Source organism: Legionella nigrisilvae, assembly GCF_977063395.2.
The window spans coordinates 536,012-553,835 of record NZ_CDRUGZ020000041.1; the positions used below are offsets into that span (position 1 = coordinate 536,012).

A 17,824-nucleotide genomic window follows, 5' to 3' on the forward strand; every position below is an offset into this window, starting at 1 on the left:
AGATTCAAAGGATGGACAATGACGCAGATTTGGCATGACAAGAAGCCCCAAGAAGTGGCCAAAGTACTTAAAACTGATTTATCAGTTGGTTTAACTGAGGAAGAAGCACAACGACGCTTAGAAGAGTCTGGCGCTAATGTATTGGTCAAACAGAAAAAAACTTCTTTTTTGAAAATTCTTTTCCAACAAGTAAACAGTTTAGTCACCTGGGTTCTTTTAGGCGCTGTAGTCATTTCATTTTTACTTGGTGAAACAGTAGATGCCATTGCCATTTTTGCCATTGTGGTTTTGAATGCCATTATCGGCTTTATTATCGAATTTCGAGCTGATCGTGCTATTTTAGCGTTGCAAAAATTGGCTTCCCCTAAAGCCAGGGTAATTCGGGATGGTCATGCCAGGATAATCACTACTTCCGATATAGTGCCAGGCGATATTCTTCTTTTTGAAGGAGGAGATTTAGTTACAGCTGATGCTCGTCTTTTTGAGCTGTCTTCCTTAAAGACGGAGGAAGCCCCTTTAACCGGTGAATCATTGCCTATTGAAAAAAATCTCAATTTTTATAGTGCTGAAACACCGCTGGCTGAGCGCAAAAACATGGTCTTTATGGGAACATCCGTGGCGAATGGTACAGGTCGAGCCATTGTAGTCGCAACCGGTATGAGTACCGAAATGGGACGTATTGCGACCATGTTGAATGAGGCTTCTCGTGATGAATCCCCATTACAAAAAAGGCTTAATCATGTGGGTTCCCGGCTATTATGGCTTTGTTTTTCCATTGTCCTACTGATTTTTATTCTCGGTTGGTTACGTCGTATTCCATTTTTTGAATTGTTTATGAGCTCCGTTAGTCTGGCTGTAGCGGCTATTCCTGAGGGTTTACCTGCGGTAGTCACTGTTGCTTTAGCCTTAGGTGTTCAACGCATGGTACGACGTGCTGTCTTGGTAAGGCGTATGTCAGCTGTGGAAACTCTGGGTTGTCTCCAAGTCATTTGTACGGATAAAACCGGGACATTAACAGTGGGTGAGATGACAGCCCGTAAACTCATTACCGCAGAGGAAGTGTACAGTATCATAGGTGAAGGATATCACTTGGATGGTCATTTTATTTCCCAAGGTCAAGAGAGTGATGTCGCCAAAGATAATTTGTTACAGACTGTTTTGAGCGCCGCTTCGGCGTGTAACAATGCAGAAATTCGTTTGCAACAAGGACAACTATCCACTGTTGGGGACCCAACAGAAATTGCACTATTAGTAGCGGCTGCCAAAGGAGATATTTGGCGTGATATTCTGGAGTCGACTTTTCCTCGCATACGAGAATTGCCTTTCGATTCAGAACGAAAACGTATGACGATAATCCGTAGGCAAGCAGAGCAACTGACTGCGTTTGTCAAAGGGGCACCTGAAGTGATTTTCGAACGCTGTAGCCATATTTTGACTCGAGAGGGCATCAAAAAATTAACCCCTAAAGAACGTGCCCGTATGCAACAATCCTGTCAATTGATGGCCAGTGAAGCATTGCGAATCTTGGCCTTTGCACAACGGCAATGCGATTCTTCATTATTGGAGGCTGCTGATGAAGACATTGAAAATAATCTTGTTTTACTAGGACTCATAGGACTCCAGGATCCGCCGCATGCTGATGCAAAAGCATCGGTTAAGCGTTGTAAAATGGCAGGCATTAAACCAGTCATGATCACAGGCGATCACCCCGATACCGCCAAAGCAATTGCTCGTGAATTAGAGATACTGAATCCAGGCGATCGCCTGATGACAGGTAATGAACTGGATAAGATGTCTGATGATGACTTTATGGCGTGTGTGAAACAGATTGCTGTTTATGCTCGCGTTACTGCTGAACATAAATTAAAAATCGTTCGTGCCTGGAAAAAACATCACATGGTGGTTGCAATGACTGGTGATGGTGTAAACGATGCACCGGCACTAAAAGAAGCTTCGGTTGGTATCGCAATGGGGCTCACAGGCACTGAAGTGACTAAAGAATCTGCCGATATTATTCTCATGGATAATAACTTTACCTCTATTGTCGATGGGATTGAAGAAGGGCGGACAATTTATGACAATATTGCCAAAACGCTTGCTTATTTATTAGCGGGAAATATGGGTGAACTGCTGGTTGTTTTTAGTGTTCTTTTAATCGGCTGGCCCTTACCACTATTGCCAATCCAATTGTTATGGATAAATTTAGTGACGGATGGTTTGCCGGCATTGGCTTTGGCAACCGATCCGGCTGAGCCTGGAATTCTTAAACGTCCGCCAAGATCATCACAACAATCTCTGATGAATTTTTCATTTTTCAAGCAGGTATCTTTTATAGGTTGTTTAACGGCACTGGTCACCTTTGGTGTATTTGCTTACGAATATTTAGTCAATGCGGATTTGATACAGGCTCAGGACGCTGCTTTTTCTGTTTTAGTGACTGCAGAATTATTAAGAGCCTTTGGGGCTCGTAGTCAAACCAAGACCATATGGCAAGTAGGGCTGTTTTCAAACATGCGCTTGTTTTTTATTGTCAGCATTAGTTTTGCGTTGCAGATCTTCATTCATCATGTCCCTTTTTTGCAACGTCTTTTTGGAATTAGTCCAGTGACTTTATCTGAATGCTTGCTTTGGATAGTCTTAGGAACCATCCCTTTACTGATTTTGGAATTGAAGAAAATGATTAAATTAAGGAATTCACCTCATGAGGCGTTTTAATTTTAAAAAAGGCTTCTGGGTCATCCTGATTACCAGCTTGATCAATTACCCTGTTTTCTCTTTAAGCCATGCTGCGCCATTACCAGTTTTAGAGAAGCTGATTGAAGAGGCTAAGGGAAATAACCCACAAATTAAGGCGGCTCATGCGCGCTGGATCGCTGCCAATCGTGTTGCACCCCAAGCCCGTTCACTCCCTGATCCTAAAGTCAGTGTTGGTTCCCCGATGAATATTGATCCCATGCGGCTACAAATGATTGGTGCAAGTCAGGAAATTCCATTTCCAGGGAAGCTGGCAGTTCGTGGGAAAATAGCAGTCGAGAAGGCAAAACGGGCTGCCGCGGACTTCCAGGCCACGTGCCTGGTTGTTATTGCCCAATTAAAGCGTATCTATTACAACCTTTATTCGGTTAATAAATCAATTGAAATCCTGCAAAAAACCCTACTGCTTCTGCAAGAGCTTGAAAAAAGTGCTCAAGTGAATTACAGCGTGGGAAAAGTTCCGCAACAAGATATTTTTCGGGCACAGACCGAAATCGCTCGCCTGGATATGCGTTTGGTTATCTTAAAACAAGAGCGGGAATCGCTTGAGGCGGATATTAACCGTCTTTTAAATCGACCCTTGGATATTGCAATTCATACCCCATCGCAGTTATCTGTAACCCATCATCGTCATAATTTGGCATTTCTCAATAACCTCATCAAACAGCGCTCTCCACAATTAAAAGCACGCGAACGAAGCGTTGAGCAACGACGCCAAACGGTTAAATTAAGTAAAATGAATTATTTTCCTGATGTTGAAATTGAAGGAGGAAAATTACATAACACAGTAACGAATAATGACGGATATATGGTCAACTTGAAAGCCACTATTCCTTTGTATTTTATGGAGAAGCAAAATAATGGCTTGCGAGAATCCCTTTCTCGTTACAATGCTGAAGTAGAAGATTTGCACACCACCTATCAAGCGCTTCTTTTCCAGGTCAAAAACGCTTTTTTAGTGGAACAGCGTTCTGCAAAGTTAATTGAATTGATCCAAGGCTCCATCATTCCTTTGGCCACACTAACGTTTAATTCATCACAAGCCAATTATGGAGTTGGTAAAGTGGATTTTTTAACCTTGCTTAATAACCTGCTGACGTTACAAGAAAATGAAATTGAATTGCATAATGAGTTGGCAAATCACGAAAAAGCCATCACGCAGATAGAAGAAATTACAGGGAAGCTCACATGAAGTCTAGAAAGCCAATCGTCTTATTTATTGTGTTATTGATCGCCGTTCAAATAGGTATTGCGCAATCAACAACAAGTACTCATGACAAGATGGATATGAAAAAATCCACCTCGGACAATTTAATCATGATAGACCCAGTTCGCTTACAAGCCATAGGCATTACATCGGAGCCGGTAAAAAGCCAATGGATTGAAAAAACGATTCGTACGGTGGGTTATGTTGAAGCAGATGAACGGTTGGTTGCCCATATTCATGTGCGTTTTGATGGTTGGATAGAAAAATTATTCGTCAATTTTACCGGAGAGAAAGTCAAAAAAAATCAAGCTTTATTTACTGTTTATAGTCCTGATCTGGTTTCTACTCAACAAGAATATTTATTGGCTTTACAAGCCAAAAAAATTCTTGGTAAAAACAAAAACACTTCAATTATATCAGGCTCTCAGGCGTCTTTTGAGGCAGCCAAACAAAGACTTTTGCTGTGGGGAATTTCTGAGAAGGAAATCGAGCATTTGACAAAAAGCGGTAAAATTACCAATACGATGACCATTAATTCTCCAATTAATGGAACGGTTACTCATAAAATGGCATTAGTCGGCATGCGAATCAAACCAGAAGATGAACTGTATACCATAGCCGATTTATCTCGTTTGTGGATTTTAGGCGACATTTATGAGTATGAATTACCTTATATTAAACTCGATCAAACAGCGGATGTCACCTTGTCGTATTTGCCTAATCAATTGTTTAAAGCCAAACTTGATTTTATTTATCCAACGGTCGATATGAAAACTCGTACCGCCAAGGTTCGTTTTGTGGTGGATAATGCCAAGGATCAATTAAAACCGGGGATGTACGCCAATATTGACTTAAAAATTCCTTTAGGCAAGCGACTTGTAGTGTCCAAAAATGCTGTTTTGATAACGGGTGAGCGTGCCGTGGTGTTTATTTATCATGGGGATGGAAAAATTGAGTGGCGCAATGTGACATTGGGTGTGCGTGCTGGTGATTTGATCGAGGTGGTACAAGGCATCAAAGAGGGAGATAACATTATTACCTCTGCTAACTTCCTCATTGACTCTGAAAGTCAGTTAAAGGCTGCGATGGGTGGTATGCAGCATTAATACGATAAAAGGATTTACATGGTTGAGAAAATAATTGAATTCTGCGCAAACAATCGATTTATCGTGTTGCTATTTGTCGTGGGGTTCTCCTTGGGCGGTTGGTGGGGTTTAAAAAATACTCGCATGGATGCTTTGCCTGATATTTCAGATACGCAAGTGATTGTGTATACCACATGGATGGGCAGAGCACCGGATCTGGTGGAAGATCAAGTCACTTACCCCATTGTAACGGCATTGTTATCCGCACCGAACGTTGTAGCAGTTCGCGGTTTTTCTGATTTTGGTTTTTCTTACGTTTATATCATTTTTAAGGACGGAACCGATATTTATTGGGCGCGCTCACGTGTCTTAGAATACATGAGCCAATTGAGTGGAAAACTGCCTGAAGGCGTGACCCCTCAATTAGGCCCTGATGCCACACCAGTCGGTTGGATTTATCAATACGCCTTAGTGGATGAAAGCGGGAAGCATAATCTGGCCGATTTACGCACTTTTCAAGATTGGTATTTAAGTTATTGGTTAAGAGCTATACCTGGTGTATCAGAGGTCGCCACCGTGGGTGGTTTTGTTAAGCAGTATCAAATTAATTTAGATCCCGTCAAAGTACTTTCCTATAAACTTTCTGTACCCCAAATTATTGAAAAAATTCGTATGAGCAATAATGATACTGGTGGGCGTGTCATTGAATTTTCAGGGACAGAGTACATGGTTCGTGGACGAGGCTATATCACGTCGACAGATGATATTGAAAAAATAGCCATTGGTACGAATGCCAATGGGACGCCGATTTTATTACGAGATGTGGCAACCGTGCAGCTAGGCTCAGACATGCGTCGTGGTGTGGTCGATTTAAATGGTCAAGGCGAAACCGTTGGTGGCATCGTCATCATGCGTTTTGGGGAAGACGTTTTGGAAGTGATTGGTCGAATCAAGGATAAGCTCAAAGAATTGGCTACTGCCATTCCAGAAGGAATAAAAATGGTCAATGTGTATGACCGCAGTAATCTGATTCGAGAAGCCATTTCAACGGCCAACTGGAATTTGATTGAAGAACTTGTGGTGGTTGGGTTATTAATCATTGTTTTCTTGGGGCATTTTCGTTCCGCTTTGATTCCAATTATTACTTTGCCGCTTGCTATTTTGATTTCGTTTATTCCCATTTATTTTTTCAATATTGGCCTTAATATCATGTCCATTGGCGGCATCATTGTGGCGGTTGGGGATATGGTGGATGCGGCCATTATCATGGTCGATAACGCACACAAACGGTTAGCCGATTGGGAAGCAAAAGGAAGTCCCGGCGATCGCAACAAAGTGTTGATTGATTCAGCGAAAGAAGTAGGCCCTGCCATTTTTGCATCATTAGTGGTTATTGCCATATCGTTTATGCCGGTTTTTACCCTGGAGGCCCAAGAAGGACGGTTATTCTCACCCTTGGCCTATACAAAAAATTTAGCCATTTTTATGAGTGCTTTGCTGGCCATTACTTTAATCCCCATGTTATTACCTATTTTGGTGCGTGGGCGTATCATCCCCGAGCAAAAACATCCCATTACCCGCGTGATGCAAAAAATGTACGCACCAGTTTTGAAATTAGCACTGCATTACCGTGGTGTTGTAGTAGCGATTGCTGTGGTAGCAGCATTAGCCACGGTTCCCCTCTATAAACTCATTGGCTCAGAATTCATGCCGCCTCTGTATGAAGGTACGATTTTATATATGCCTGTTACTTTACCTGGCATATCGGTCACACAAGCCACAGAACTGCTCCAGGAAATGGATAAGAAATTAAAATCATTCCCGGAAGTGGCTTATGTGTTTGGAAAAACGGGACGGGCTAATACGTCAACCGATCCTTCTCCTTTTAGCATGATGGAAGTGATTGTTGAACTTAAGCCTAAGAAATTTTGGCGCAAAAGCGTGACCTATGAAAGCCTGGTCGCTGAGATGGACAAAGCCTTGCAATTTCCCGGTGTGAGCAATGCCTGGACTATGCCCATTAAAGCGCGTAATGACATGCTCACCACAGGAATTCGAACCGCTGTAGGGATTAAAGTTTTTGGTCCTGACATTAAAAAAATTGAAGCCATTGGCAAAGAAATCGAAATGGTAGCCAAAGAAGTACCGGGGACAAGTACGGTGTATGCGGAACGGGTGGCTGGAGGGTATTTTCTTGATTTTGACATCCATCGAGACGAGCTTGCGCGCTATGGTTTAACCATTATGGATGTCAATCGTATCATCGAATCAGCCGTGGGTGGTGAAAACATAGCGACCACAATTGAAGGCCGTGAACGTTATCCTGTTAATGTGCGTTATTTGCGAGAATTACGCGATGATCCGGATAAGATCAATCGTATTTTAGTGAAAACACCCAGTGGTGCTGAAATACCTATTGCTCAATTGGTGACTTTAACCTTTCGTTCAGGTCCTGCCATGGTTCGCGATGAGAATGCGATGTTAGCAGGTTATGTGTTCATTGATATTAGCGGACGAGACATTGGAAGCTACGTGGAAGAGTTAAAGCAAGTGGTCAAGGCAAAAGTCACATTACCCCCGGGCTACACGCTTGCCTGGTCAGGTCAATACGAATTCATGCAACGCGTGTATGAACGACTTAAAATTTTTGTACCACTCACCTTAGCCATTATTTTTATTTTGTTTTACTTTACCTTCCGCACCATCACTGAGACATTGATGGTGATGCTAGGTGTACCCTTTGCTCTACTTGGCGGATTTTTGCTGCTCCTTCTATTAGGGTACAACATGAGTATCGCGGTCTGGGTTGGGATGATTGCACTTGCTGGAGTGGCTGCTGAAACGAGTGCGGTGATGCTCGCTTACCTTGATTCTGATTACAACGAGCAAAAAGAAAAAGGATTACTCAAAACCTTGCCGGACTTGATTCAAACGGTGCAGCAATGCGCCGTATCGCGTATTCGCCCTATGGCGATGGCAGGGCTTGCGAATATACTGGGTTTGTTACCGGTGATGTGGGCGACAGGTATTGGTGCTGATGTGATGAAACGCCTCGCGGCTCCCATGGTGGGTGGGATTTTTTCAGCACTATTGCTGACTTTAATTGTGATTCCCGTGGTTTATGTGATGTGGCGCTGGCAAGTGGATTTGAAAAAACAAGGAAGTCTAATGGAGGCAAGATGAAATTAACGTTCTTAGGGGCAACCCAAACCGTTACTGGTTCAAAATACCTTTTGACCATCGATTCTAAAAAAATTCTCATCGATTGTGGTCTTTTTCAAGGGTATAAAGAATTACGATTACGTAACTGGGCTTCATTGCCTATTGACCCGCGCGATATTGATGCTGTGATTATCACTCATGCGCATATTGACCACACCGGTTATTTGCCCCTATTAGTAAAAAATGGATTTCAAGGAAAAATCTATGCAACACCCGGCACAAAAGCATTGTGTGCTATTTTATTACCGGATAGTGGTCATCTTCAGGAAGAAGAAGCACGATTAGCCAATAAATATGGTTTCTCGAAACATAAGCCAGCGCTTCCTCTTTATACCGAAAAAGACGCGAGAACGGCATTAAAACATTTTGAAACCGTTGATTTTAATGCGCCGCACCAATTATTTAATGGATTTAGCTTCGAATTTCATCGTGCAGGACACATCGTGGGTGCCGCGATGATCAAAATAAAAACAAGCAAGTGTTCCCTTTTGTTTAGCGGGGATGTTGGTCGACCTTATGATCCGGTCATGAAGGCACCAACCCCCATTCAAGAAGCGGATTATCTGATCATGGAATCCACTTATGGCGACCGATTGCATGATGCAACTGATCCGTTGCCGCAAATGGGGCAAGTGATTAATACAACCATCAAACGAGGGGGTTCTGTCGTCATTCCAGCCTTTGCCGTAGGGCGTGCGCAAAGTCTTCTTTATTTTATTTATCAACTGAAACAAAAAGGAGAGATTCACAAAGACGTTCCAGTGTTTTTAGACAGCCCAATGGCCATCAATGCGACCCATTTGCTCTGCACTTATAAAGAGGATCATCGTTTAAATGAGGAACAATGCCATGGCTTATGTAACGCAGCTACTTATATCAATACCCCTGAGGAGTCAAAAGAACTCGATCGTCATAAAATGCCTCAAATCATTATAGCCGCCAGTGGGATGGCCCAAGGTGGTCGTATTGTGCATCATTTGAAAGCCTTTGCCCCTGATCCTAAGAGCACCCTTCTTTTTACCGGCTTTCAAGCAGGAGGCACTCGTGGTGCCAGGATTGTCAATGGGGAACGTGAGGTCAAAATTCATGGTAGTATGATTCCTATACGTGCCAAGGTCGTTGTCATGAGCAGTACTTCTGCGCATGCCGATTATCAGGAGCTGTTAGGTTGGCTAAAGCACTTTATTCGGCCACCCAAAAAAGTCTTTATCACTCATGGTGAACCTCACAGTGCACAATCGCTCAAAGACAAGATTGAACAGCAATTTGGTTTCACCTGCATGATTCCTTCTTACCAGCATGTGGAGGATTTGTCGTGACAAAAGAAGTGGGTCATGCCTTGCGTTTAAAATATTTAGGCATCAAGACGTATCATGAAGCCATTATTTACATGCGAGAGGATTGTCATGTGTGTCATGCAGAAGGCTTTGAAGTGCAGACACGTATTCAAGTGACCCTTGGAAAACGCTCCATTATCGCAACGCTTAATGTCGTTACCTCAGAGCTGCTTAAGCCCGGGGAAGCCAGCTTGTCACACTATGCCTGGGATTCTTTAAATGCTAAAGAAGGGGATGAAATCCAATTATCCCATCCTAAACCTCTGGAATCATTAAGTTATGTGCATACGAAGATTTATGGTAATGAACTCTCTTTTAAACAAATCAAAGCCATCGTGGATGACGTTTTAAGTGGTCGTCTTTCTGATTTGCAAATTTCTGCTTTTTTAGCGGCCAGTGCCGCAGAACGTTTAAGCAATACTGAAATCATGAAACTTACAAAAGCCATGATTGACAGTGGCGATCGCTTATCCTGGTCATCTCCTTTGATTGTAGACAAGCATTGTGTTGGTGGTTTGCCAGGAAATCGCACCACCCTTGTTGTGGTTCCCATTGTAGCTGCTTTTGGGTTAACTATCCCAAAAACCTCTTCACGGGCAATTACTTCTCCAGCAGGTACTGCAGATACAATGGAAACTTTAGCACCGGTGTCACTGAGCCCAAAGGCTATGTGTCACGTGGTTGAAAAGGAAAACGGTTGTATCGTTTGGGGAGGTGCTGTGAGCTTAAGCCCTGCCGATGATGTGCTTATTCGGGTGGAGCGTGCTCTTGAGTTAGATAGTGAAGGTCAATTGGTCGCCTCAATCCTTTCTAAAAAAATTGCTACAGGAGCAACCCATGCCGTTATTGATATTCCAGTGGGACCTACCGCAAAAGTCAGGAATAAGTCCAGGGCTTTACTTCTTAAGCAATCCCTTGAAGAAGTAGGAAAACAGTTAGGCCTTGTGGTCCATACTTTAATTACTGATGGCGCACAACCGATAGGAAATGGTATTGGCCCTTCCCTGGAAGCACGCGATGTGTTGGCGGTATTACAAGGATTGCTTCATGCCCCAAAGGATTTGCGCGAAAAATCATTAACTCTTGCAGGAGCAGTACTGGAATTTTCATCAACAGTACAACCTGGCTCAGGTCAATCGATAGCCAAACAATTATTAGATAGCGGCGAAGCGTTTAAAAAATTTCAGGCGATTTGTGAGGCACAAGGAGGCATGCGGGAATTGACGGCGGCACGTTTTACTAACCCTATTGGTGCTGAGAAAGCAGGTAAAGTATCTCTCATTGACAATCGAATGCTCGCAAAAATTGCCAAGCTTGCAGGGGCCCCTAAGTCTAAATCAGCAGGGGTTGATTTGCATGTTCATATTGGCGACCAAGTTGAAAAAGGACAGCCTTTGTTCACCATCCATTCAGAGTCTTCAGGAGAGATGACTTATGCTCGCGATTTTATTCGCGATAAACAAAATACCATTGTTCTGGGAGAGAAGCCTTGAAGCCCATTTTATTTTCATTATTTGATGCTTCAGAAATCAGTAGACACTTAAAAAAAGCGCTTCAAGTGGAGGTGGGTGATGCCACGTTGCATCGTTTTCCAGACACGGAGTGGTACGTAAAAATTAATTCGGAAGTTAAAAATCACAGCCTCATTGTAGTGGATAGCTTAAACCGACCCGATGAAAAAATACTACCTTTGTTGTTTTTTGCTAAAACAGCCAAAGAATTAGGAGCTAAAAAAATTGGTTTGATTGCCCCTTATCTTCCGTATTTACGTCAAGATAAACGTTTTCATCAGGGTGAAGGGATTACCTCGCGTTATTTTGCTGAGTTACTCTCTACTTCATTTGATTGGCTCATAACCATTGACCCCCATTTGCATCGTTATAACTCTTTAGATGAAGTCTACTCCATTCCTACTTTTGTCTTACATGCTACTTCAAATATAGCGAGATGGATTAAGGCTCATGTTATTAAACCAGTGCTTATAGGCCCTGATATGGAAAGTGAGCAATGGGTTGCCGACATTGCAGAAAAGGGCGATTTTCCCTATGTGATTTTGGAAAAAAAGAGACGGGGTGATAAAGAGGTGGCTATTTCAGTACCCAATATTCCGAAGCTTCACTCCTCTACCCCAGTATTAGTCGATGACATCATCTCCACGGCCAGAACCATGGTGGAAACGGTGAAGCATTTGCAAGATTTAGGGGTTAAGTCAGTGACTTGCATTGGTGTGCATGCGCTTTTTGCAGAAGATGCCTATTCCCTATTATCGGAAATGGAAGGTATGCAAATCATTACTTGTAACACGGTAAATCATATAACCAATGCCATTGATGTGAGTGATTTGGTTGTGGATGAGTTAGTAAAACACAATTTGGTAAAGGCTTTAAAAGGATAAGTGGACCAACATTTATTTTCAAGGAGTATCAGATGTCAATTTTTAAAATAACTATGGCATTTATTGTTTTTATTGGGTTAGTTGGGGCAACACTCTTTTTGAGCTCCTGTGATGGGTTGAGAAAGCATAGTTCACAGGAGGTTGATGGAGGCTATGGGGGACACGGTGCTGGTGGCCACGGTGGCCATGGCGGTGGGCATTGAAACGTGTTCTCTGCTTAAGTGAAACTACTAATACGAATAGGTGATCAATGAAACACGACCATCATCAACAAAAGCATACAAATACTGGAAAAGAGGACGCTTGTTGTCATCAGGAACATAGAGTACAGAAGTCACGCAATGCTTCCTCCAAAACAGAGGGTGTAATCATCTATACTTGCCCCATGCATCCTGAAGTACGTCAGACTAATCCCGGGATTTGCCCTCTTTGTGGTATGGCCTTAGAGCCGGAAACAGTGACAGCCGAAGAAGAAACAAATCCTGAATACCTCGATATGAGGCGTCGATTTTGGATGGCAGTAATTCTTACTTTACCTGTTGTGGTATTGGAGATGGGCGGACATTTGTTGCAAAACTTTATATCTGCCAGTGTTTCAAACTGGATTCAACTGCTATTTGCTACACCTGTTGTGTTTTGGTGTGGTTGGCCATTTTTTCAACGTGGCTGGCAAACTCTTAAAACACGTCAATTGAATATGTTTACTCTAATAGCTATGGGTATTGGGGTAGCATGGGTTTATAGTATGGTGGCAGTACTTCTGCCCGGGGTATTTCCCATGACTTTTCGAAGTCCAGAAGGGGTAGTCGCTGTGTATTTTGAAGCCGCAGCTGTTATTACGACCCTTGTCTTATTAGGACAAGTGCTGGAATTAAAAGCAAGAGAGCAGACAGGCAGTGCTATCCGTGCTTTATTGAAATTAGCACCTGACAGTGCGCATCGTATAAAAGAAGATGAGAGTGAAGAGGAAGTATCTCTGGATAAGATTAATGTTGGCGATTTGCTGCGTGTTCGCCCTGGTGAAAAGATACCGGTAGATGGTGAGGTACAGGAAGGCCGAAGTTTTGTAGATGAATCTATGGTGACTGGAGAACCTATTCCGGTTACTAAAGAAGCAGGTGCTAAAGTTATTGGTGCGACAATTAACCAGACGGGTAGTTTTGTTATGAAAGCACTTCACGTTGGTAGTGACACCATGCTTTCACGTATTGTTCAGATGGTGAGTGATGCTCAACGAAGCCGCGCCCCTATTCAACGTTTAGCAGATACTGTATCTGGATGGTTTGTGCCTGCCGTGATTTTAATTGCCATGCTTTCTTTTATTTTGTGGGCATTGTTGGGGCCGCAACCATCACTTAGCTATGGCTTAATTGCTGCTGTATCTGTATTAATCATCGCTTGTCCCTGTGCCTTGGGCTTGGCAACTCCGATGTCTATCATGGTAGGAGTAGGGAAAGGTGCTCAGACTGGTGTATTGATTAAAAACGCGGAAGCGCTTGAGCGAATGGAAAAGGTGAACACGCTTGTTGTAGATAAAACAGGAACACTCACTGAAGGGCACCCCAAATTGACGCAGATTGTATCTGATCAAGGCTTAAATGAGGAAGAGGCATTAGCGCTAGCGGCATCACTTGAACATCAAAGCGAACATCCGCTTGCCAAAGCCATCGTGAGGGCTGCAAAGGAAAAACAGTTGGCTCTTGAACCAGTCCAAAATTTTGACGCCCCAACTGGGAAAGGAGTAGTGGGTAAAGTAAATGGTCATCGTGTTGCCATTGGTAATATCAAATTAATGCAAGAGCATGGGAACGATAATACTTCTCTTTTTACAAAAGCAGATGCGCTCCGTGCCAAAGGTGCCTCTGTGATGTTTATGGCTATCGATGATAAAACAGTAGCCCTTTTGGTAGTGGAAGATCCAATTAAATCAACAACCCCTGAAACCATCCACTCACTTCAACAAAGTGGCATTGAAATTTACATGCTGACAGGGGATAGTAAAAAAACAGCAGAAGCTGTGGCAGGTACACTTGGCATAAAAAAGGTAGTGGCTGAAATCATGCCTGAGGATAAAAGCCGTATTATAAGTGAATTAAAGGATAAAGGACTCACTGTTGCAATGGCAGGAGATGGGGTGAATGACGCACCGGCACTGGCACGAGCTGATATTGGTATTGCCATGGGAACAGGGACTGATGTGGCTATTGAGAGTGCTGGTATTACATTATTGCATGGGGATTTGCGTGGTATTGTCAAGGCTCGTCGTTTATCAGAAGGGACCATGAGTAATATACGCCAGAATCTCTTCTTTGCTTTTATTTATAACATCTTGGGTGTACCTTTGGCTGCAGGAATCTTGTATCCATTCACAGGCTTACTATTAAGTCCAATCATCGCTGCACTTGCTATGGCGCTTTCTTCTGTATCCGTTATTATCAATGCGCTGAGGCTACGGCGGATAACACTGTGAAGAATGTAATTTGGCAAAGAAGATAAAAAGTTGAATTAAAGATAGATGCTAATACTGGTAAAATCACTCACGAATAAAATATTGATTAAACGTCCATTACACACAAAAAACAATACTGTTATCGTGCACCATTCATAGGGCATGGCTATGGAATGTCATTGAAAAATAAGCGAAACTAGAAAGATAGTGATGAGCATTAAAATCTCTATTAATTAACGTTGACTTAACCTAAATACTTAAATATTTTTGGCAGGAGGTATCTATTTATGTGCCATATACGCTCATTAAAAACAAGTCTTTTTTTCATTCTCTTATTCGTTATCTCTTTATGCTCTTCTTGTGCGTCGGTCGACTCCAAAGAAAGCCAAAATAAAGAGCCAAGAAAAGGACGATTTGGAGGTTACCATCCCCATGTGCACGGTCCTGGGCGCCATTAAAGTGAATTTAACCAAAATTTATTGAATCCAGAGAGACGTGTTTTCTTCATGGATACACTAATGGTTTTTTGAAATCATGTTACTTTGATCATAAGCTCTATATCAAAACCAAAGAAATGGCCTTTATCGGCATTTATAGCAAAGGGGGCGTGTCGTCTACCCCAATAATCAATGGTTTGGCCTCCACTATACTGGCCAACACGAGAAATACATCACCTAAAAAAAGAATCCGCATCGAATCATCACCTGGATAGAGCTGTTAATTATTCACTGCATAAAAGAAATTCAATGATTCCAGTGAATTATTAAGCTAATTTTTGCCATTCTATAGGGTACAGAGGGTATTCTCTTAAAGCAAATCAGGATACACTAAATAAGTGATACTGGGCATGGTATTTTTTAAAAGGTGAGGGATGCGTTACATCGGTTTAGCCATTATTCTATTAATACACTTCCTTTGTAATGAAGTGATGGCTGCTGCTCCACTAACGTTTAAGCAAGCATTAGATATTGCTTACCGAAATAACCCTGAATTGCAAGCAGAAATCGATAGAGCCCAAGCGATGCGCGGGGTTTTTATTCAAAGCGGTCTTTATCCCAATCCGCAATTAACTTTAACTGCCGAAAATTTTGGTGGTTCAGGTAGTTATAGTAGTTATGAAGCAGCAGAAACAACTTTTTCCGCCACTCAACCCATTCCTTTGGGGCATCGCCTTCAGTATCTAAAAAAAGCAACTTATGCGGATTACTTAGCATCTCTTGCCCAGATTAAAGTGCAAAAGGCCACCCTGTATGTGGCGGTTGGGGTAGCTTACGTGGACGCGCTGTATGCGGAGCAATGGCATCGCGTGACGAAAAAACTAATTCGACTGAATCTAGACATTGTGGCAGCCATTGAACGACGGGTTAAGGCAGGTGCTGGGTCTGAATTGGACTTGCGATTAGCCCAAATACGGTTGGGTGAGGCTCGAATTCAGGAAAATAAAGCGGCACGTGACGCGTTGTTCCAACGAGCCAAACTGGCTCGGTCATTAGGTGACGGGCTAAGAATAGATAGACCCTTGGTGGATAAGGGCTTGCCGGGCATTTCACTTAATTGGCCCAAATTATTAAAACACTTACCTCAAAGCCCGCAGCTCCTGCAAATGCAACTGCAATTGCAAGCCAAGCGTGCGACGATTACGGCAGTAAAAAAGTCCGTTTGGCCGGATTTAAACATACAACTCGGTGGCCGTCATTTTTCTGATGACGGCAGTAATGCTGCCGTGATGTCCGCTTTTGCGGAAGTGCCAGTTTACAATAGAAATCAAGGCAAAATCCTGACTGCAGAGGCGCAATACACGCAAACGTCCCATGACTTTCAAGGAACGCGACTTGATGTGCGTCAAAATGTGTACAATGCCTTTTTACAAGCCCAGCAAAGTCACTATGAAGCGAGTTTAGTCACCGATTCACTATTACCTTTAGCACGTAAATCAATAACACTCGCGCAAGAGGGTTATCAAATGGGGCGTTACACGTATATTGAGTTATTCACAGCACTCAATACCTTGTATGAAGAAGAGCGTCATTACCAGCAAGCCCATGCGGATTATCATAAAGCACTAATTCAGCTGGTAGGGCTTTTAGGATTAAATCCTGTTAAGGAGAGTCAATGAAATTTCTAAAGTTATTCATTCTCCCGATTCCATTACTGATTCTTTTATTTGGTTTAAGTTCCTTTTCATTATGGGCAAGTGGAGATACTCATGCGGTTGAGGAAAACAATCACCAAGACACCATGGAAAAAGGGCCCAATGGGGGACGTTTGCTAAAAGAAGGGAACATAGCCCTTGAGCTGTTAATATTTGAACGAGGGATGCCTCCTCATTTTCGTGCTTATCTTTATCAAAATGGAGAGTTGATTTCACCCGATAAGGCCCATTTAACGGTTCAATTGCTCCGCTTCAATGACAAAAAAGAAGAGATTACCTTTATTCCTGTTGAGCATTTTTTACAAAGCAATCAAGTGATTCGAGAACCTCATTCTTTTGATGTGACGGTGCAATTAGAGCTTAATGGAACACGTTACAATTGGCGTTACTCAAGCTATGAAGGTCGCGTAAAAATAGTATCAGGCATTCTAAAAGCGGCTGACATTCAAATTGCTACAGCTCAGAGCCAAACCATTAAGACCCAATTAAAGGTGGTCGGAAAAATTGTTCCTAATCGCGACACCCTAACTCCTATTTATGCACGCTATTCGGGCATCATTAAATCAATGACTAAAAATCTCGGTGATGAAGTCACTAAAGGAGACGTATTAGTCACCATTGAAAGCAATGAGAGTTTGCAAAACTACAGCATTACTGCCCCAATGACTGGGACTATTGTGCAAAAATATGCAACGAATGGCGAGTTGGCTCAAAACACCAAACCCATTTATGAGGTGGCCAATTTAGCCACGGTGTGGGCCGATTTTACCTTGTATCGCAAAGAGTCCCCTCTTGTGAAGCAAGGGATGGAAGTGACTGTCACGGGCGATGAAGGACAACCAAAGTCCACCAGCACGATTTCTTACATTGCACCTTTAGGCATCGAAGACAGTCAAACCACGTTAGCACGTGCGGTTTTATCTAACGAACCACGAGTCTGGTTACCAGGAATGTATGTGAATGCGGCCATTACCATTAAAGAAAAAAAAGTACCAGTGGCGGTCCTTCTTTCGGCCATCCAGCGCATGGATAAACAAGAGGTGGTTTTTGTCCAGCAAGGGGATTATTTTGAAGCGACACCCGTTACTTTAGGTGAAAAAGACGACCAATGGGCAGAAGTGGTGTCAGGGCTTGATGCTGGCCAGCGTTATGTCAGTAAAAACAGCTTTTTTATGAAGGCTGAGTTAGGCAAGGAAGGCGCGAGCCATGAGCACTAAGGATTG

11 protein-coding genes are annotated in these 17,824 nt (G+C 42.8%); all 11 read left to right on the forward strand.

Annotated elements, in window-relative coordinates; all coding sequences use genetic code 11:
• The first annotated feature begins 18 nt into the window (after window positions 1–18).
• The 11 genes from ACWTE2_RS28350 (at window position 19) to ACWTE2_RS28400 (ending at window position 17,818) form a co-directional block, all read left to right on the forward strand.
• Complete coding sequence (locus tag ACWTE2_RS28350; protein WP_014842603.1) at window positions 19–2,715, forward strand: cation-translocating P-type ATPase; 2,697 nt, start codon at window positions 19–21, stop codon at window positions 2,713–2,715.
• Entirely contained in the window at window positions 2,702–3,946 is a 1,245-nt protein-coding gene (locus tag ACWTE2_RS28355) for a TolC family protein (protein ID WP_014842604.1), read from the forward strand. Before ACWTE2_RS28350 ends, ACWTE2_RS28355 begins: the two co-directional genes overlap by 14 nt.
• Window positions 3,943–5,067, forward strand: a complete 1,125-nt coding sequence (locus ACWTE2_RS28360) for an efflux RND transporter periplasmic adaptor subunit (RefSeq protein ID WP_014842605.1) — start codon at window positions 3,943–3,945, stop codon at window positions 5,065–5,067. The genes ACWTE2_RS28355 and ACWTE2_RS28360 overlap by 4 nt, the downstream gene beginning before the upstream one ends.
• A gap of 18 nt (window positions 5,068–5,085) precedes the next feature.
• On the forward strand, window positions 5,086–8,229 hold the full coding sequence (locus ACWTE2_RS28365; RefSeq protein WP_010652852.1) for an efflux RND transporter permease subunit: 3,144 nt from the start codon (window positions 5,086–5,088) through the stop codon (window positions 8,227–8,229).
• On the forward strand, window positions 8,226–9,587 hold the full coding sequence (locus ACWTE2_RS28370) for an MBL fold metallo-hydrolase RNA specificity domain-containing protein (RefSeq protein ID WP_014842606.1): 1,362 nt from the start codon (window positions 8,226–8,228) through the stop codon (window positions 9,585–9,587). Before ACWTE2_RS28365 ends, ACWTE2_RS28370 begins: the two co-directional genes overlap by 4 nt.
• Window positions 9,584–11,098: a thymidine phosphorylase family protein gene (locus ACWTE2_RS28375; RefSeq protein ID WP_014842607.1), complete on the forward strand. Its 1,515-nt coding sequence runs from the start codon at window positions 9,584–9,586 to the stop codon at window positions 11,096–11,098. Before ACWTE2_RS28370 ends, ACWTE2_RS28375 begins: the two co-directional genes overlap by 4 nt.
• Entirely contained in the window at window positions 11,095–12,000 is a 906-nt protein-coding gene (locus tag ACWTE2_RS28380) for a ribose-phosphate pyrophosphokinase (RefSeq protein ID WP_014842608.1), read from the forward strand. The genes ACWTE2_RS28375 and ACWTE2_RS28380 overlap by 4 nt, the downstream gene beginning before the upstream one ends.
• Before the next feature lie 32 nt (window positions 12,001–12,032).
• On the forward strand, window positions 12,033–12,203 hold the full coding sequence (locus tag ACWTE2_RS28385) for a hypothetical protein (RefSeq protein ID WP_014842609.1): 171 nt from the start codon (window positions 12,033–12,035) through the stop codon (window positions 12,201–12,203).
• A gap of 47 nt (window positions 12,204–12,250) precedes the next feature.
• Window positions 12,251–14,470 carry a copper-transporting P-type ATPase gene (copA, locus tag ACWTE2_RS28390; protein WP_014842610.1) on the forward strand — a complete coding sequence of 740 codons (2,220 nt, stop codon included), beginning with the start codon at window positions 12,251–12,253 and terminating at the stop codon, window positions 14,468–14,470.
• Window positions 14,471–15,320: 850 nt separating this feature from the next.
• Window positions 15,321–16,565 (forward strand): TolC family protein, encoded by a 1,245-nt coding sequence (locus ACWTE2_RS28395; RefSeq protein WP_014842611.1) that lies wholly within the window; start codon window positions 15,321–15,323, stop codon window positions 16,563–16,565.
• Entirely contained in the window at window positions 16,562–17,818 is a 1,257-nt protein-coding gene (locus ACWTE2_RS28400; protein WP_014842612.1) for an efflux RND transporter periplasmic adaptor subunit, read from the forward strand. The genes ACWTE2_RS28395 and ACWTE2_RS28400 overlap by 4 nt, the downstream gene beginning before the upstream one ends.
• Window positions 17,819–17,824: the final 6 nt, after the last annotated feature.